The 18,154-nt window shown below is 63.3% G+C and carries 18 protein-coding genes; 9 read left to right on the top strand and 9 right to left on the bottom strand.

What is annotated here, in order from left to right:
- Window positions 1-12: 12 nt before the first annotated feature.
- The 5 genes from HNQ36_RS18550 to petA form a co-directional block, all read right to left on the bottom strand.
- Window positions 13-1,308: a flavin-containing monooxygenase gene (locus HNQ36_RS18550; RefSeq protein WP_184087411.1), complete on the bottom strand. Its 1,296-nt coding sequence runs from the start codon at window positions 1,306-1,308 to the stop codon at window positions 13-15.
- Window positions 1,305-2,291: an SDR family oxidoreductase gene (locus tag HNQ36_RS18555; RefSeq protein ID WP_246395431.1), complete on the bottom strand. Its 987-nt coding sequence runs from the start codon at window positions 2,289-2,291 to the stop codon at window positions 1,305-1,307. The genes HNQ36_RS18550 and HNQ36_RS18555 overlap by 4 nt, the downstream gene beginning before the upstream one ends.
- Complete coding sequence (locus HNQ36_RS18560) at window positions 2,288-3,235, bottom strand: bile acid:sodium symporter family protein (protein ID WP_184087413.1); 948 nt, start codon at window positions 3,233-3,235, stop codon at window positions 2,288-2,290. Before HNQ36_RS18560 ends, HNQ36_RS18555 begins: the two co-directional genes overlap by 4 nt.
- Window positions 3,236-3,374: 139 nt before the next feature.
- A complete protein-coding gene (locus HNQ36_RS18565; protein WP_184087415.1) occupies window positions 3,375-5,438 on the bottom strand; it encodes a cytochrome c1 in 2,064 nt (687 codons plus the stop codon).
- 49 nt (window positions 5,439-5,487) lie between these two features.
- Window positions 5,488-6,054, bottom strand: coding sequence for a ubiquinol-cytochrome c reductase iron-sulfur subunit (gene petA / locus HNQ36_RS18570; protein WP_046828932.1), 567 nt, complete (start codon window positions 6,052-6,054; stop codon window positions 5,488-5,490).
- 238 nt (window positions 6,055-6,292) lie between these two features.
- Between petA and HNQ36_RS18575 the strand changes: the two genes are divergently transcribed.
- The 6 genes from HNQ36_RS18575 (at window position 6,293) to HNQ36_RS18600 (ending at window position 10,153) form a co-directional block, all read left to right on the top strand.
- Window positions 6,293-6,775, top strand: coding sequence for a tRNA (cytidine(34)-2'-O)-methyltransferase (locus HNQ36_RS18575; RefSeq protein WP_184087417.1), 483 nt, complete (start codon window positions 6,293-6,295; stop codon window positions 6,773-6,775).
- A gap of 32 nt (window positions 6,776-6,807) precedes the next feature.
- Entirely contained in the window at window positions 6,808-7,440 is a 633-nt protein-coding gene (gene queE, locus HNQ36_RS18580) for a 7-carboxy-7-deazaguanine synthase (RefSeq protein ID WP_184087419.1), read from the top strand.
- Between the two features lie 31 nt (window positions 7,441-7,471).
- Window positions 7,472-7,837, top strand: coding sequence for a 6-pyruvoyl trahydropterin synthase family protein (locus HNQ36_RS18585; protein ID WP_046828929.1), 366 nt, complete (start codon window positions 7,472-7,474; stop codon window positions 7,835-7,837).
- A gap of 13 nt (window positions 7,838-7,850) precedes the next feature.
- The gene (gene hemF, locus HNQ36_RS18590; RefSeq protein WP_184087421.1) at window positions 7,851-8,744 is read left to right on the top strand and encodes an oxygen-dependent coproporphyrinogen oxidase; all 894 of its coding nucleotides are present in this window, start codon (window positions 7,851-7,853) and stop codon (window positions 8,742-8,744) included.
- 217 nt (window positions 8,745-8,961) lie between these two features.
- On the top strand, window positions 8,962-9,750 hold the full coding sequence (locus tag HNQ36_RS18595) for an outer membrane protein (RefSeq protein ID WP_184087423.1): 789 nt from the start codon (window positions 8,962-8,964) through the stop codon (window positions 9,748-9,750).
- 145 nt (window positions 9,751-9,895) lie between these two features.
- Window positions 9,896-10,153 (top strand): YodC family protein, encoded by a 258-nt coding sequence (locus HNQ36_RS18600; RefSeq protein ID WP_184087425.1) that lies wholly within the window; start codon window positions 9,896-9,898, stop codon window positions 10,151-10,153.
- 51 nt (window positions 10,154-10,204) lie between these two features.
- Here HNQ36_RS18600 and HNQ36_RS18605 read toward each other — a convergent pair whose 3' ends face one another.
- The 4 genes from HNQ36_RS18605 to HNQ36_RS18620 are packed head-to-tail and all read right to left on the bottom strand — an operon-like array spanning window position 10,205 to window position 13,035.
- Window positions 10,205-11,461 (bottom strand): CCA tRNA nucleotidyltransferase, encoded by a 1,257-nt coding sequence (locus HNQ36_RS18605; RefSeq protein WP_184087428.1) that lies wholly within the window; start codon window positions 11,459-11,461, stop codon window positions 10,205-10,207.
- Entirely contained in the window at window positions 11,458-11,721 is a 264-nt protein-coding gene (locus HNQ36_RS18610) for a DUF6111 family protein (protein WP_184087430.1), read from the bottom strand. Before HNQ36_RS18610 ends, HNQ36_RS18605 begins: the two co-directional genes overlap by 4 nt.
- Window positions 11,718-12,410, bottom strand: a complete 693-nt coding sequence (locus HNQ36_RS18615) for a CoA pyrophosphatase (RefSeq protein ID WP_184087432.1) — start codon at window positions 12,408-12,410, stop codon at window positions 11,718-11,720. The genes HNQ36_RS18610 and HNQ36_RS18615 overlap by 4 nt, the downstream gene beginning before the upstream one ends.
- A gap of 16 nt (window positions 12,411-12,426) precedes the next feature.
- Window positions 12,427-13,035 carry a DUF1285 domain-containing protein gene (locus tag HNQ36_RS18620; RefSeq protein ID WP_184087434.1) on the bottom strand — a complete coding sequence of 203 codons (609 nt, stop codon included), beginning with the start codon at window positions 13,033-13,035 and terminating at the stop codon, window positions 12,427-12,429.
- 309 nt (window positions 13,036-13,344) lie between these two features.
- Here HNQ36_RS18620 and HNQ36_RS18625 point away from each other — a divergent pair, with 309 nt between their 5' ends.
- From HNQ36_RS18625 to HNQ36_RS18635, 3 genes are read left to right on the top strand one after another with little or no spacing between them, the layout of a single operon-like run.
- Complete coding sequence (locus HNQ36_RS18625) at window positions 13,345-14,349, top strand: AAA family ATPase (protein ID WP_046829808.1); 1,005 nt, start codon at window positions 13,345-13,347, stop codon at window positions 14,347-14,349.
- Entirely contained in the window at window positions 14,349-15,293 is a 945-nt protein-coding gene (locus HNQ36_RS18630; RefSeq protein ID WP_184087436.1) for a DUF58 domain-containing protein, read from the top strand. Before HNQ36_RS18625 ends, HNQ36_RS18630 begins: the two co-directional genes overlap by 1 nt.
- On the top strand, window positions 15,290-18,154 hold the full coding sequence (locus tag HNQ36_RS18635; protein WP_184087438.1) for a DUF4159 domain-containing protein: 2,865 nt from the start codon (window positions 15,290-15,292) through the stop codon (window positions 18,152-18,154). Before HNQ36_RS18630 ends, HNQ36_RS18635 begins: the two co-directional genes overlap by 4 nt.

Below are 18,154 nucleotides of genomic sequence, written 5' to 3' on the forward strand. Positions count from 1 at the left end.
TGTTTGAGTGTCTTATACCGCGGGCGAAGCGACGCTCAAGCTCGCGATGGCCTTCTGAAGATCACGTTTGTATTGCAGGAAGTCGACAAAAATACCGTGCTCTCCACGGCCCTTGCTTAAAGGTTGCGCGTGAAAGGCGACGATCTTCTCACGGAAGTCCGCCGTCGTATCGGGACTTTCTTTTTGCGCCTTGATGTAGGCAGCAATCAGATCGGTCTGCAACGCGCGGCCCGGCCAGCCGACGCCAGCTCCTTCCAGCAGTCCCGCAACGTAAAGGCCATTCGGGCGTGACGGAAAGATGTTGAGATAGAGACGCGGCGCGTGCGCATCTGGCTGCCAGTTCAATTCGGTCAGGTCTTCGAGAAACGGAAACGTGATCTCGTAGCCGGTCGCAAGCAACACGAGATCGACCTGATCTTCCTGCCCGTCGGTGAAGACAACCGTGTCGCCGCGAAATTCCTTGATCGGCTTGCGCAACACGACGTCACCCTGCCCCAGGTGCTGTAGTACGAGCGAGTTCACGATCGGCGTCTTGTCGTAGAGCCGATGCTCCGGCTTCGGCAAGCCGAAACGCTCGGGCGGTCCCACCAGAAAGCGCAGGATCGGCTCGTGCAGCATCGAGCGCAGGCGCTTCGGAATGATGAAACGCCTCGGCTTGTGGTTGCCCTCATCCGCCGGCTTGCCGGCGAGGAATTTCGGCACGAAATGATTGCCGCCGCGCACGCTCCACAGCACCTGCTTGGCGCGGTGAATCGCATCGACGACGATATCGCAGCCGGTGTTGCCCATGCCGACGACCAGCACGCGCTTGCCCTCGAAAATATCGGCGGTCTTGTAGTCCTTCGCGTGCATCAGCTTGCCGCTGAATTCGCCCGGAATTTTCGGCGTCAGGGGATCGCTGAGATGGCCGTTGGCGAAGATCACGCTCTCATAGTCGTCGGTGGTGCCGTCGCTGAGCGTCGCGCGCCAGCTTCCGTCGCGCTGCTCGATGGTGCGGACTTCAGTGTTGAAGCGGATCGCGGGATAGAGATCGAAATGCTTGGCGAAGGATTTGAAATACTCGGACACGCGCTCGTGGCCCGGATAGGCCGGCCAGTCCTCCGGCATCGGGAAATCCGCATAGGCGGTGGTGCGCTTGGACGAGATCAGATGGGTCGAAGCATAGACAGCGCTGGGTTCAGCGCCGTAAAGCCATTGTCCGCCGACATCGGCGTTTCTCTCGACGGCCTTCACCGGCAGATCGGCCTGCTTGAGACTTCTGATGGCGGCAAGGCCCGCGGGCCCTGCGCCGATAACGAGCGTCGTCATGTCTCGCGCTCCGCCCGGCCGTCGCGATAGCGCTCAAATGTTTCGCGCGCGTTATAGCGCGGCGTGAATCCGAACTCGGATTTCAGCTTGTCGTTGGCAAGCACAGGCCGGTACTGCACGAATTTGACCGCTCCGGGGCCGAGTTTGGTGATGCGCAGGGATTGCAGCAGCCAAAGCAAGAACTTCAGCGGCCCCGGCGGAATCGCGACATAGAGTTTTCGATTGAGCGCCGCGATCTCGCGCAGGCTCAACACGCCGTCGCCAGCCAGATTGTAGGTGCCGGGCTTCGGATGGCGAACGGCCTGCACCAACGCATCGATCACGTCGCTGTCGGCGATCAGCGAGAACGGCGTCGAGGTCCCGCTGAGACCGAGCACCACCGGCCCCTCGAACATCGCGGTGATCTGGTTGTTTGTCGTGGGACCGAGCACCGTGCAGGGTCGGAACACCGTCTGCTCCAGGTGCGGATGGAGATCATGCCATTCGACCAGCATTTCCTCGACTTCGCGCTTGTTGCGCGCGTAGGGGAAATCCGCGTTGCCGCGCAGTGGATCATCTTCGCGCAGCGGCACCGGATTGTCGGCGTAATAGCCGTAAGCCGCCCCGCTCGATGTGACGATCAGATGCTCGACCCCGGCGTCGACACAGCATTGCAGCACGTTCTTGGTCCCGAGCACGTCGATTTCCCAGTCACGCTGCGGATCGCCACCAACTGCGACAACGGAGGCGAGATGCACCACGGTCTGCGGACGACGGACCTGAAACAGATCCCTGAGCGCCGGGTCGCGCACGTCGCCGGTCAGATAAGTAACATTGGGCAAACGCTCGTGAGCGACGACCTCGCGCATATCGAGCGCAAGGATCTCCGAGTTTGTATTGGCGCGCGCAAGTTCGGCGATCAGCGACTTGCCGATGAAACCCGCAGCGCCGGTAACCAGCACGCCGCCGTGCATGGCATACTGTCCTGCGTGAGCTTCACTCATTCTGCCGTGTCCGTGCGTGGGACCTGGCTTCCGCCCTGTGGATGCGGATCGCGGCGCTTCCACCACGCCGCCAGCGCCCATCCGGAAATCAGGTGCCAGACGCCCCACCCTGCCGCGACCAGCGCCGCGCCGCCAAGGCCATCGAACTGGTTGAGGATCAGCGCGAGGCCTAAACCTGAATTATGCATGCTGACTTCGATGGTCATCGCGCGGGTGTCGTAATCGCTCAACCGCAACACCTTGGCGGTGCCCCAGCCGAGCGCGATCGCAATTGCGTTGTGAAGCACGACGAACGGCAGGATCGATTGCACGAAGATCGTCAGATAGCGCGCATTGGTGAAGATCGCGCCGCCGATGAACGCGACCAGAAACAGAAACGACAGGATCTGCAGCGGACGGCGCAGCAGATGGCCGAGGCGCGGCCAGTAATGCACCGTCGCAAGACCCAGAGCCATGGGGATGCCGAGAATCGCCATGGTCGAGCCGAGGAACGACAGCGGCTCGATGCTCACCTGTCGCAGCAGCGCGTTGGTATCCGGGTTAAGCGCCGCCCAGAACAGAATGTTGAGCGGCGTCGTGACGATGGCGAGCAGGCTCGATACACCGGTCATGCTGATCGAGAGCGCGGTGTTGCCCCGCGCCATGTGCGTGATCAGGTTGGAAATGTTTCCGCCCGGACACGCCGCCACCACCATCATGCCGAGCGCGATGCTGGGCTGCGGCTTCAGCAGCATGGTGATCGCCCAGGTCACCGCAGGCAGCACGGCCAGTTGCGCCAGCAAGCCGGACAGCGGCGCGATCGGCCTGCGGAACACTTCGATAAAGTCATCGATCCGCAGATCGAGAGCCACGCCGTAGATGATCAGTGCAAGCACGCCGCCGAGCACGAGCTGCCCGGTCGGATTGATGTTGAGCAGAATGTCGTCGATCGGTGCGCCCGTCATGTGTCCCTCAGCCCTGACCCTCAACGTTAGTTGAGAGCCTCACGGGGCGCCAGCCTTGCGGTATCATGCTGCACTGAAGCATCGGCGCAGCAAAAAGGCCCCCGATGGGGGCCTTTCGCAATTCGGAATTCAAGAAGACTTAGTGAGCGTCGGCCCAGACCTTCTTCTTGGTGAAGTACAGCAGACCCGACAGCACGATCAGGAAGAGCATGACCTGCAGACCGAGGCGCTTGCGGGCCTCCAGATGCGGCTCGGCAGTCCACATCAGGAAGGCGGAGACGTCCTTGGCGTACTGCTGGACGGTCGCCGGCGAGCCGTCGTCATAGGTCACCTGGCCATCACTGAGCGGCTTCGGCATCTTGATCGCGTGGCCGGGGAAGAACTTGTTGTAGTACGACCCTTCGGGCAGCGCGAAGCCGGCGGGCGCCTTGTCCTCGTAACCCTGCATCAGCGCATCGAGATAGTTCGGGCCCTTCTCCTGGAACTGGATGAAGGCGTCGAAGATGAACTGCGGAAAGCCGCGCTCGTAACCACGGGCCTTGGCGATCAGCGACAGGTCCGGCGGAAAGGCACCGCCGTTCGAGGCGCGCGCGGCCTGCTCGTTCGGATATGGCGACGGGAAGTAGTCAGCAGGACGGCCGTTACGCTCGAACATCTCGCCCTTGTCGTCCGGTCCATCCTTGACCTTGTATTCCGACGCGAAGGCAGCCGCCTGCGCAGGCGAATAGCCCGGACCGCCGGGATCGGCGAGGTTGCGGAACGCAACGAACGACAGTCCGTGACAAGCCGCACAGACTTCCTTGTAAACCTTGAGGCCGCGCTGCAACTGGCCCTGATCGAACTTGCCGAACGGACCGGCAAACGACCACTTCAGCGACGGCGGCATTGGAGCACCTTCGGCCGCGCGCGCCGTGTCCACGGCGCCCAGCATCAGGGTGCCGCCGACCGCAAGCGCGATCATGGCCGACACCGGCGTCTTGCCAGTTTTGCGCAGCACATCTTCGGCAATCGAATTCGGCAGCGGACGCGCCTTTTCGATGCGGCTGAGGATCGGCAGCACGATCAGGAAGTAGGCGAAGTAGGCGAACGTCAGGACGCGACCGGCGACGACATAGATGCCTTCCGCAGGCTTGGCGCCCAGCCAACCGAGGCCAAAGCAGACGGCTACGAAGATCCAGAAGAACTGCTTGGCGAGCGGACGATACTTCGACGAGCGCGTCCGGGCCGAGTCGAGCCACGGCAGGAATGCCAGCACGATGATCGCGCTGAACATCGCGATGACGCCGGCGAGCTTGTTCGGGATCGAACGCAGGATCGCGTAGAACGGCAGGTAATACCATTCCGGCACGATGTGCGCGGGCGTCACGGCCGGGTTGGCCGGAATGTAGTTGTCGGGATCGCCCAGATAGTTCGGGATGTAGAACAGGAACCAGGCGAAGAACAGCAGGAAGCAGACCATGCCGAACGCGTCCTTGAGGGTCGCGTATGGCGTGAACGGCACGGTGTCCTTCTCGGTCTTCGGCTCGACACCGGCCGGGTTGTTCTGACCGGCGACATGCAGCGCCCAGACGTGCAGCACAACGACGCCGGCGATCACGAACGGCAGCAGGTAGTGCAGCGAGAAGAAGCGGTTCAGCGTCGGATTGCCGACCGAGTATCCGCCCCACAGCAGCGTCACGATGCTCTCGCCAAAATACGGAATGGCGGAGAACAGGTTGGTGATGACGGTGGCGCCCCAGAAGCTCATCTGGCCCCACGGCAGCACGTAGCCCATGAAACCGGTTGCCATCATCAGCAGGTAGATGATGACGCCGAGGATCCACAGCACCTCGCGCGGCTCCTTGTATGACCCGTAATAGAGGCCGCGGAACATGTGAATGTATACGGCGATGAAGAACATCGATGCGCCGTTGGAATGCAGGTAGCGCAGCAACCAGCCGTAGTTGACGTCGCGAACGATCAGTTCGACCGACTTGAAGGCGAAATCGACATGCGGGGTGTAGTGCATCGCCAGGATGACGCCGGTGATGATCTGCACGCCGAGCATCATCGAAAGGATCGCGCCGAACGTCCACCAGTAGTTGAGGTTACGCGGTGTCGGGTAGGCAACGAAGGACGAGTGGATCAGCCCCCCGATCGGGAGACGCCGTTCAACCCATTTCAAGGCTGGGTTTTGCGGGTTGTAGTTCGATGGTCCGCTCATGATGCGATCCTGAAAAAGAAGAAGCGACGCAATCGGGTCAGATTAGGAATCAGCCGATTTTGATTTTGGTGTCGGAGACGAATGAATAAGGCGGCACCGGGAGGTTGGTCGGCGCCGGGCCCGAGCGGATACGGCCGGAGGTGTCGTACTGCGAGCCGTGGCACGGGCAGAAGAAGCCGTCATAGGTGCCTTCGTGGGCAATCGGAATGCAGCCAAGATGCGTGCAGATGCCGACCACGACGAGCCACTGGTCGTGGCCTTCCTTGACACGCGCCTGGTCGCTCTCCGGATCGGGAAGGCTCGCGGTCGGAACAGCGCGCGCTTCGTCGATCTGCTTCTTGGTGCGGTTCATGATGTAGATCGGCTTGCCGCGCCAGAACACCTTGATGTCCTGCCCGGTGGCGATCGGCGTGAGATCCACTTCGATCGGAGCGCCTGCCGCGATGGTCGAGGCATCCGGGTTCATCTGGGAAATCAGCGGCCAGGCCACTGCCGCCGCGCCAACGGCGGCTACGGATCCCGTCGCTACATAGAGAAAATCACGGCGTGTCGCAGCGGCCGATGATGAAGACGTCACGATTGCAAACCCTTTCCGAACTGCAACCGGCTGACCCATCCCCGTACGACGCATCGCATGCGCCGGGAGAGGAAGCCGGTGCCCGCGGGCCCCGCGGTGGCAGAATGACCACTTGTCCTACTCAACCGGGCAGAACATACGATCTAGAATCGATCTATTGGCACCCTTGCCGGGAGAGCGCAAGCCCGCTATCGGCACATTTAGTGCGACGCACTAAAACCGCCCATAGCTGTGATTTTTCTTCACGTTTTCCACCGGGGCCAGAGGCCGTTTTCCGATGCGCGTCGTCCTTTTTCAACCTGACATCCCGCAAAACACCGGGACGATTCTGCGGCTCTGCGCCTGCCTCGGCGTGGAGGCCCACATTATCGAGCCGGCCGGATTTCCCATTTCCGACCGGCATTTCCGCCGCGCCGGCATGGACTACCTCGACCAGGTCACCATCGTGCGCCACGATTCATGGGCGGCCTTCGAGGCCTGGCGCGCCCGGTCCGGCGGCCGGCTGGTTCTTTTTTCGACAAAGGCGGCAACGCCCTATCTCGACCATATCTATCGGGATGACGACATCCTGCTGTTCGGCCGGGAATCCGCCGGAGTCCCGGATGACGTGGTAAACGCGGCCGACGAACGGCTGGTCATCCCGATCGCTCCAGGAATGCGCTCCCTGAACGTCGCCATGACCGTGGCCATGGCGCTCGGTGAAGCGCTCAGACAGACACGCAGCGTGTTTTCGAGCGAAGTGGGCACCAGTTCGCGTTAAGAAAACACGGTAAAGCTAAAAGGAACGGCGAGTTGAGTTACGCGGTCAAGGAAATCTTCCTGACATTGCAAGGCGAAGGCGCCCATGCCGGGCGCACCGCCGTGTTCTGCCGGTTCAGCGGCTGCAACCTGTGGACCGGCCGGGAGCAGGACCGCGCCGGCGCCGTATGCAAGTTCTGCGACACCGATTTCGTCGGCATGGATGGTACGCTCGGCGGACGCTACGCGAACGCCGACGACCTCGCCTCCGCCATTGCCGAACAATGGGTGGGCCCGCAGGACCATCGCTATACGGTCCTGACCGGCGGCGAGCCCCTGCTCCAGATCGACCCTGCCCTGATCGATGCGCTGCATGCCCGCGGCTTCACCATCGCGGTCGAGACCAACGGTACCATCGCGGCCCCGCCTGGCCTCGACTGGATCTGCGTCAGCCCGAAGGCCGGATCGGAACTGGTCATCCGCAAGGGGCACGAATTGAAACTGGTCTATCCGCAGGAGGAAAACACTCCGGAGGATTTCGCAGGCCTGGAATTCGAGCGGTTCTCGTTGCAGCCGATGGACGGACCTGACATAGCGCAAAGCACCCAGGCGGCAATCGCGTATTGCCTGCGTCATCCGCAGTGGCGCCTCAGCGTCCAAACGCACAAGACGCTGGGCATCAGATAGAACTGGCATCAGCCAAGACCGGATAAAATCTATGTGGGAATTGACGAAATCGTTCCGTTTCGAGGCCGCGCATTCGCTGCCGGGCACGACGCTGGGCGAAGCCAGCGACGAAATCCACGGCCACTCGTTCCGCGCCGAGATCAGCATCCGCGGCACGCCAGATCCCGCCACCGGGATGGTGATGGATCTGGGCGTGCTCGAGCAATCGATGGCCGACGTGCAGAAAATGCTCGACCACAAGCTGCTCAACAAGGTCGAGGCGCTGGGCGCACCGACGCTGGAAAACCTCACGCGCTTCATCTGGGACCGGGTCCAGCACGCGGGCAAGGTCACCCGCGTCAGCGTTCATCGCGACAGTTGCAACGAAAGCTGCACTTATTACGGCCCGCAGGGCTAGCCGGAGACGTCCATTGGAAAAGCCCGTCACCACGATCGAGCAACGCAAACAGCAGGCGCGGATATGGTTTGAGCGACTGCGCGACGACATTTGCCTCGCGCTGGAAAAACTAGAGGCGGACGCGCCGACCACGCTTTATCCCGGCGATGCCGGGCGTTTCGTGCGCACGCCGTGGGATCGCACCGACCACTCGGGAAAGCCCGGCGGCGGCGGCGTGATGTCGGTGCTGCGCGGTCGGCTGTTCGAGAAGGCCGGCGTGCATTGCTCGACCGTGCACGGCGAATTCGCACCGGAATTCCGCGCACAGATTCCCGGCGCAGCGGACGATCCGCGGTTCTGGGCTTCAGGCGTTTCGCTGATCATTCATCCGCGCAATCCGAACGTCCCCGCGGTCCACATGAACACGCGCTTCGTGGTGACGACGAAGGCGTGGTTCGGCGGCGGCGCGGACCTGACCCCGGTGCTCGACCGGCGGCGGACGCAGGACGACCCCGACACGGTCGCCTTTCACGCCGCCATGAAGGCGGCCTGCGATGCCCATGCGGCGGTCGCGCCTTACGAGAAATACAAAACCTGGTGCGACGAGTATTTCTATCTGCCCCACCGCAAGGAGGCCCGAGGCATCGGCGGCATCTTCTACGACTGGCTCGATTCGGGAGACTGGGACGCCGACCTGGCTTTCACCCAGCACGTCGGCCGGACCTTTGCAGGGATCTACCCGGATCTGGTGCGGCGGAATTTCGGGGCAGCCTGGACCGACAAGGACCGCCAGGAGCAGCTCGTTCGCCGGGGCCGTTATGTCGAATTCAACCTGCTCTATGACCGGGGGACGATTTTCGGGCTGAAAACAGGCGGAAATGTCGATTCGATCCTGTCGTCGATGCCGCCTGAGGTGAAGTGGCCGTAACGGCTCCCGCGCCAGGCAAAAGTTCAGAAAAGCTTAATAAAGGAGCACTTTCTGAGCGGTTTCGACGTGTCACCGAGACAACACACTCGGCAAAGAACAGCACCCAAAGTCCCCAAAACCGCTGGAACGCATTGAGCCGGTAACATCCCGCCGGTATTGCTATGGTCATAGGCGTGGCGGAATCGTGCTGCCATCGACAAGTTATACAGGGGCTCACATGCGCAAGATTGCTGTTCTTCTTCTCGCTGCCGCAGGCGTTGGCCTGGCAGGCGCGGCTTCCGCAGCCGATCTCGGCACCGCACCGATCTACCGCAAGGCGCCTCCCGTGCAGGTGTTCACTTGGACCGGCGGTTACATCGGCGGTTACATCGGCGGCGCATTCGGTGCAGAAGATGTCGTGACCGGCGTGCCGCTCAATGGCGCTGGCGCACCGATCTTCGCTGGCCCCGCAGCGTCCTACGGCTACAACTCGAGCGTGATCGGCGGCTACACCAGCGGCTACAACTACCAGTTCGCTCCGAACTGGGTGATCGGTTACGAAGGTGAAACCGGCTACATCGGCCTCAAGGGTTCATCCGCCTATGCCGGATCGGCGACCTCGATCGCAACAACTCGCGCTGAAGGCCTCTATAGCGTCTGGGCCGCTCGCTTCGGTTACGCGTTCGACCGCTCGCTGATCTACGTCAAGGGCGGCGCGGCTCTGGTCGATTTCGAGACCGGTGTGTCCAACGGTACGGCAGGCACCCACATCGACACCATGCACACCAAGTATCGCCTCGGTTACGCAATCGGCGGCGGCTGGGAGTATGCTCTCGACAACAAGTGGAGCGTGAAGGCCGAATACCTCTATCTCGGCTTCGACAACAACATCACCACCACTGGCAACTTCACTGGCCCTCCGACTCAGGTCTGGACGACGACCAGCCTCCCCGGCATTCATACCGCCAAGGTCGGTCTGAACTACAAGTTCGACATGCTCGGCTACGTCCTCGGCATCGTTCGCTAAGCGCCGACAGTTCTCTAAAACGTCAAAGCCCCGGACATGGTCCGGGGCTTTTTCTGTTTGTCGCAAATCTTATCAACGACCCTTTGTCGCCGTGTCATGACCCGCGGCTAGGCTGCAGGCTCCTCACATCAGCAAGGAGCCGATCATGAGACTGAAAGCAGGCGACGTCGTTGTTCTTAAATCCGGCGGTCAGGCGATGACTGTCGCCGAGGCCACCGACGAGACGGTCGAGTGCATCTGGCTCGGCGAAGAAGGCGACCTGTTCCGCGAGAAGCTTCCGGCGTCCGTTCTCGAAGTTGCTCACATCGACATGTCGGACGATGAGGACGAGCACGACGAAGACGAAGACAGCGAAGAAAAGAGCGAAGACCATCACGCGAAGAAAACGGCGGAAGTCGCCTGAAACCGTGCATCGCTGAACAGAGACGCCGCCGGAATTGTCCGGCAGCATCGATCAAAGCCGGTGATCCCGCGTGAATCTCGCGACGGTGTCATCGGCGATGATCTTCAGCGCCGCTGCATCGAGCGAAAACTGCATCGCCAGCCACGCATCCTCGGCCAGCGTCAGGACGTGGCCGAGCGCCGGACCCTCCGCGATGCCACGCGCAATGAAGTCCGCCGCCTTGAGCGGGAAAACCGGCGCCGTCCAGCGCTGCGGCAGCGTCGCCAGATCACGCCACTGAGGCGAATTGAAATCCCGCCCCGCCCGCGCCCATGCCAGCATGATCCGGTCGAGATAGCGCGGCGCACCCAGCCGGTACAACCTGCGCTGCGCCGTCGCCTCGTCCATGCCGGCCGCCCGCCACCAGCGATGCCCCATCGAATCGAGGCGCTTGGTTTCGGCATTGGACAGTCGCCAACGAAGCGACAGGCGCTTCGCATCTTCGGTAACCGCGACCCCCAATGCGCCAAGGCGGAGCGTTGCGTCCGGTCCAATCCCCAGCTCGCGCTCGGCGGCGATCATGTTGGCGAGAGCGCCGTGATAGACTACGCCCGCCGTCAGCCGTAGCAACAATCCAGCGTCGTCCATCGCCACCAGCGCCGGTGCCGCCCCCTTCGCCACCATCAACTTGAGCATTTCCATCCGGATCCGCTCTGCGGAGAGGCCTGACAGGCCGTCGCGCCCGGCAATGCAGGCCTCATACCCGGCAGGGTCTGGCGCACCCTCGCCATAAGCTGCGTGAATCCGGAAGAAGCGCAGGATTCGCAGGTAATCCTCGGCGATGCGCTGCGCAGGCTCGCCGATGAAACGCACGCGACGGACTTCGATGTCCGCCAGTCCGCCGACCTCGTCGTGAACAACACCATCCGGCGTCGCTGACAAGCCGTTGATGGTGAAGTCACGGCGCATTGCGTCGCGCCTCCAGTCGCGGCCGAAGGCCACCTTGGCCTTGCGCCCGAAGGTCTCGATGTCCTCGCGCAGCGTGGTCACTTCGAACGGCTGGCCCTCGATCACCAGCGTGACCGTGCCATGTTCCACGCCGGTCGGCACCGATTTGATATGCGCAAGCTTGGCGCGGCGGATCACCTCGTCCGGCAGCGCCGTGGTCGCGATATCGATATCGCCCACGGGAAGATCGAGCAGCGCATTGCGCACAGCGCCGCCCGCCACCCGCGCCTCTTCGCCGTCCGCATTGAGCAAAGCGAGCACCCGCGCCGTCGCGCCTGATCTCAACCAGGGGGCGTCGCGCAGCGAACGCGGAGCGCTCATTTCTCGGACCCCCGGATCAGCTTGCCGTCCTCAACGCGCGCGGGCGTATAGGTCGAGCCGGGAGGCGCGCCGGAAAAATGCGCCAGCAATACCAGGCTGATGATCACAAGCACGAACGCCGCCACCGCCAGCTTGCCGACGACATGCAGCGGCCACGACGACTTGACCCAGACCCCCGAGCGGCTTGCCAGAAGGAACGCCGCATAGACCGCGAATGGAATGAGGAAGATTGCGATCTCGGTGAGAACGGGACGGATCATGAAAGACAGATCCGCTCATACATCGCGCGCAGCATACCCGCGGTCGCGCCCCAGATGTAGTGCGTCTCGAACGGCATCTCATAAAACGAGCGCTGCATACCGCGGAATTCCTTGCTGCCGAGCTTGTGATTGACCGGGTCCATCAGGAACGCCAGCGGCACCTCGAACGCGGCATCCACTTCATTCGCATTGATCGTGAGTTCGAAGCCCGGCCGGACACGCGCCAGCGTCGGCAGAATCCGAAATCCGAAGCCGGTTGCATACACATCGAGGTAACCGATCGGTTCGACGAAATCCCGCTTGAGCCCGATCTCCTCGTCGGCTTCGCGCAGCGCCGCATCCATCGGCGAGGCATCCGTCGGATCGATCTTGCCGCCGGGAAACGATATCTGTCCGGCGTGCTCGTTGAGATGTTCGGCGCGTTTGGTCAGCAGCACCATCGGCACATCGCGCTCCACGATCGGAACGAGAACCGCCGCCGGACGCACAGGACGTTCTTTCGCGATGATTTCCAGCATCGCATCGGTGCCGAAATCGCCCGTCGGCGCCAGCACGGCGGCGTCGGTCAATCCAGGCGGCACATCGAAATTCAGGCGTTCGCGCGACCGGCGAAAGAATTCGCCGGACGTGATCTCGGCCGCTGCGGCGATGTTGTCAGGGACCGCGTCCCTCAAAACAGTCTTCGTCAACCCAAATCCTCTTTTGTCAAACAGGGTCGCGCGCCTGCGCGGCGTCCGCCATCGAGAAGAACTCGCCGCCCGACGTGACCCCGAACATCTCTCGGCCATCGACGGTGCGAATTTCACCCATCTCGACCAGATCATAATAGAGCGCGCGTGTGACTTTTGCCCACAAATCCGCACGCACGTGGAGGTATGGCGTTAACCCACCGTCGGCGGCCGCTTCGAACCGCAGCCGGTGGGCGCCATCGCATGGCACCCATTCGTCGACATTGGTGCGGAAACTCAACGCCCGCGCCGCGCCGTCGCCGTCCTGTTCCATCTCCACGGCGAGAAACGGCGCGTCATCGACGCGGATACCAACTTTCTCCACCGGAGTGACCAGAAAATACTTGCCGTCCTCGCGCTTGAGAATTGTCGAAAACAGCTTCACCAGCGCCGGCCGCCCGATCGGTGTCCCAAGATAGAACCATGTGCCGTCGTTCGCGATCCGCATGTCGAGATCGCCGCAGAACGGCGGATTCCACAAATGGACCGGCGGCAGACCTTTTGTCGCAGCACCGCGCGCAGCGTGAGTCAGCCCGTCCAGACGCTGGATCGGATTCGGCTCCTGTTTCTGCCCTTGGTTCGCCATTGTTTGCCCTGACCGTTGACGCTTCTGTTTGGCACGAATGGTGCACAACAAGAAGCCGAGAGACCGCTGATCGAGAACGCATGACAACGACCAACAAATCGTCCCGGCGTCCGGCGCGATTACTCGCCACATCGTGATGAGTTTCAAGCCCCCCACCCGCTAATGTGGGGACAGGCTGAATGGGTGAATACATAAGAGAATACATGGCCTTTGCACGAGTTTAGCATGGGCCTGCGGTCTGAAGTCTGGGCTTTGAGTCCCGCGGAACCCGAAGACGGAATCGTGCGGTCCACGCAAGGAGCGATAAATATGGCTGGCGCAGAAGGTGTCGAGAAACTGGAAGACGTGATCGTGCGCTCGGCCGAGCAGATCGCGGGGAACATCCGCACCGCCCGGGAAGCGGTGTCGACCGTCATCTTCGGACAGGAGCGTGTCGTCGAAAATGCGCTGGTCACAATCCTGTCGGGCGGACACGCATTGCTGATCGGCGTTCCGGGTCTGGCGAAGACCAAGCTGGTCGAAACACTGGGCATCACGCTCGGCCTCGATGCCAAGCGCGTGCAGTTCACGCCGGACCTGATGCCGTCGGATATTCTCGGAGCTGAAGTGCTGGATGAAAGCGTCAGCGGCAAGCGCTCATTCCGCTTCATCGCGGGGCCGGTGTTCGCACAACTCCTGATGGCAGACGAAATCAACCGCGCCAGCCCGCGCACGCAGTCTGCGTTGCTGCAGGCGATGCAAGAGCAGCACATCACCGTCGCCGGCGCGCGCCACGATCTGCCGAAGCCGTTCCATGTGCTCGCCACGCAGAATCCGCTGGAGCAGGAAGGCACCTATCCGCTGCCGGAAGCCCAGCTCGACCGCTTCCTGATGGAAATCGATGTCGAATATCCGGACCGTGACGCCGAGCGCAAGATCCTGTTCGACACCACCGGCGCGGACCAGTCGGTCGCGAAAGTGGCGATGACCGCCGAAACGCTGCTCACCGCACAGCGGCTGGTGCGCCGCCTGCCGGTCGGCGATTCCGTGGTTGAGGCGATTCTGTCCCTCGTCCGCTCCGCGCGTCCGGGTGAGGATAGCGGCGAAATCGGCAAGTCGATCGCGTGGGGACCGGGTCCGCGCGCCAGCCAGGCACTGATGCTCGCGGTTCGCGCGCGCGCGCTGCTCGACGGACGGCTCGCGCCGTCGATCGACGACGTGCTGGATCTCGCGGAGCCCGTATTGAAGCATCGCATGGCGCTGACGTTCTCGGCGCGCGCGGAGGGCCGCACCATTCCCGACATCATCAAGCAACTCAAATCACGGATCGGTTGATGGCAGCACGGCCGCAACCAGCACTTCAGGAGATCGAAGCAGTCCGGCGTGCCGATGGTGAAAGCCGTTCGCTCGCCGCGTCGCTGCCGCGTCTCGTGCTGGAAGCGCGGCGCATCTCGGCCAACGTGATCCACGGCCTGCACGGGCGGCGGCGCGCCGGCACCGGCGAAAATTTCTGGCAATATCGCCGCTTCGTCTCCGGCGAAGCCGCGCAGAATGTCGACTGGCGGCGTTCGGCGCGCGACGATCATCTTTACGTCCGCGAGCAGGAATGGGAGGCCGCGCACACCGTGTGGCTGTGGCCGGATCGCTCCAAATCGATGGCGTTCGCCTCGAAGACCGCGCGCGACAGCAAGCTCGAGCGCGCGCTGGTGGTGACGTTCGCGCTGGCCGACCTGCTGGTCGCAGGCGGCGAGCGCGTCGGCATTCCCGGCCTGATGAATCCGAGTTCGAGCAGCAACATCGTCGACAAGATGGCGCAGGCCATCGTGCACGACACCGTCGCGCGTTCGAGCCTGCCGCCGTCCTTCGTGCCGTCGGCGCTGTCGGAAGTCGTGGTGCTGTCTGATTTCTGGTCGCCCATCGGCGACATCCGCGCCATGCTCGCCGGACTCTCCTCGTCGGGCGCGCACGGCACACTATTGCAGGTCGTCGATCCCGCCGAGGAGACATTCCCCTATTCCGGCCGTGTCGAATTCGTCGAGCCCGAGGGCGGCGAGGTCATCACGGCCGGGCGCGCCGAAACCTGGGCAAAGGACTATATCGCGCGCGTCGCCGCGCATCGGGCCGCCATTCGCGAGGAAACCAACAGGCTCGGCTGGCTGTTCTCGACCCACACCACCGATCGCTCCGCTGCCGAACTTCTGTTGTATCTGCACAGCGGCATGATGGTCGCCAAAGGCAGCGCAGGCCGCGTCGCCGTGACAGCGGGGCGCAGCTCATGATGGGCCTGCCGCTCTCATTCGCCGAGCCGTGGCTGCTGATGGGACTGCTGAGCCTGCCGGCGCTGTGGTGGCTGCTGCGCGTCATGCCACCGCGTCCGCGCCGCGTCGATTTTCCGCCGACGCGCCTGCTGTTCGACATTGCGCCGAAGGAAGAAACCCCGTCACGCTCGCCCTGGTGGCTGACACTGTTGCGCCTGCTCGCCGCCGCGCTCGTCATTCTCGCCGCCGCCGGTCCGATCTGGAATCCGGGCGAGGGCGTGACGCGCTCCAGCGCGCCGCTGGTGCTGCTCCTCGATGACGGCTGGAGCGCTGCGTCCAGCTGGGATGCACGCATCAAGACCGCCGACGAACTGATTTCCAATGCAGAGGCCGACCGGCGCGCTGTCGCGCTCGTTCCGCTGTCGGACTCGACCCGCGATATCACGCTGATTCCTGCAGGCACCGCGCGCGTGACACTGCGCCAGCTTGCGCCGAAGCCCTACTCGGTCGAACGGGTGGAGACGCTGCCCGCGCTGACGCGCTTCCTTGCCAAGACCGGCGACGGCGAAATCGTCTGGCTCAGCGACGGCATCGATACCGGACGCGGCAGCGAGTTCACCGAAGGCCTGGCGAAAACGATTCAGGATCGCGCGCTGACGATTTTCGAAGGCGGTATGCCGCCAGCGCATGCGCTGGTCGCAGCGGAGAACGCAGCGGCGAAAATGACGGTTAAGGTGCTGCGCGCCAATACCGGCGGTGGCGACGCCGGGCTTGTGCGCGCGCTCGACCAGAAGGGCTCACCGATCGGCGAGGCGAAGTTTGCCTTCGGTGCACAGGATCGCGAAACCGAGGCGAGCTTCGACCTGCCGGTGGAATTGCGCAACGACATCACGCGCCTCGAAGTCTCCGGCGAGCGTTCCGCCGGCGCGGTCCAATTGCTCGACAAGCGCTGGCGCCGGCGCGCCATCGGCATCGTTTCCGGCGCCACGAGCGACACGGCGCAACCGCTGCTGGCCTCGACATTCTATCTCACGCGCGCGCTGGCGCCGTTCGCCGATGTGCGGCTTGGCGAGCGCGGCTCGCCTGCAGTCGCGATCGGACAGTTTCTCGACCAGAAGCTGCCGATGATCGTGCTTGCGGACGTCGGCACCTTGTCGCCTGAGATCCGCGACCGGCTCAACACATGGATCAGGCAGGGCGGCGTGCTGGTGCGCTTCGCCGGGCCGCGCCTTGCCGCAGGCGACGACGATCTCGTGCCGGTGAGACTACGGCGTGGTGGACGCAGCCTCGGTGGCAGCCTCACCTGGGAAAAGCCGCAGCCGCTGGCGTCGTTCACCGCCGACGGACCGTTCGCTGGCCTTGCCGTTCCGAAGGACATCACCGTGACGCGTCAAGTGCTGGCCGAGCCCGATCCCGGGCTTGCCTCAAAAAGCTGGGCCTCGCTTGCCGACGGCACGCCGCTGGTAACCGGCGAACATCGTGACAAAGGCTTGATCGCGCTGTTCCATATCAGCGCCGATATGCGCTGGTCGGACCTGCCATTGTCTGGCACCTTCGTCGAGATGCTGCGGCGAATTGTCGATATGTCCGGCTATACGGCCAACGTGGGCGCGGGTGTCGCCGCCGAAGCCGGAGCGGAAACTGTTGCGCCGATCCGCACCCTCGACGGCTTCGGCGCTTTCGGACCGCCGCCCTCCACCGCAAAGCCGTTGCGCGCGGACTATCGCGACCGCGCCACGCCCGATCATCCGCCCGGTCTTTATGGTCCAGCAGATGGCCCACTCGCGGTGAACGCACTGGCGGCTGCGGACAGGCTCGCACCGCTTGATACCTCCGCATTGAAGGCACGCCGCGCGACCTACACCAACGCCGAACCGCGCGATCTGCGCGGCATCCTGCTCTCCACTGCACTGGCGCTGTTCCTGATCGACGCGATCATCGTCGCTATTCTGGGCGGCGGCCTCGCGGCTCTGCTGCGGCGGCGGACGGCGACGGCAGCGCTCGCCGTCGCGTTTGCGCTGGCGTCTGTGACTGGCTTGCCCTCGCCATCTTATGCGCAAGCTCCCAAAGCTCCGGCGAAAAGTGCGCCCGCGAACCGTCCTGCAAGCAACCCCGCCAACGATGACTTCGCCATCAAGTCTGTCGCACAGACCCGCCTCGCCTATGTCGTCACCGGAAATGCCGACGTCGATTCGATCGTCAAAGCCGGCCTGTCGGGCCTGACGCTGTTTCTGGCGCAACGCACCGCACTGGAAGCGGGCGAACCCGTCGGCGTCGATCCGGCGCGCGACGAACTCGCCTTCTTCCCGCTGGTGTACTGGCCGGTGATCACGGGCGCGCCGAAGCCATCGCAGGACGCCATCAACAAGCTCGACGCCTACATGAAGCAGGGCGGCACGGTGCTGTTCGACACCCGCGATGCCACCGAAGCACCACCGGGTCCGGGCGGTGAATCGCAAACCCCCGGCATGCTGACGCTGCGCGAGATTTTGTCCTCGCTTGATATTCCCGAGCTTGAGCCGGTGCCGCGCGAACACGTGCTGACCAAGACGTTCTACCTGCTGCGCGACTTCCCGGGCCGTTTCAACTCGGGGCAGACATGGGTCGAAACACTGCCGCGAGTCGACGACGAGGAAGCCGCCGACCGGCCCGCACGCGGTGGCGACGGCGTCTCGCCGATCATCATCACCTCGAACGATCTTGCCGGCGCATGGGCGATGCGGACCGACGGCCAGCCGATGCTGCCGCTGACACCGGGCGATCCGCGCCAGCGCGAAATGGCCTTCCGTTCCGGCGTCAACATCGTGATGTACACCCTGACCGGCAACTACAAGGCTGATCAGGTGCACGCACCCGCCCTCATCGAACGGCTGGGACAATAA

It is taken from the genome of Afipia massiliensis, from assembly GCF_014203115.1.
GTDB lineage: Bacteria > Pseudomonadota > Alphaproteobacteria > Rhizobiales > Xanthobacteraceae > Afipia > Afipia massiliensis.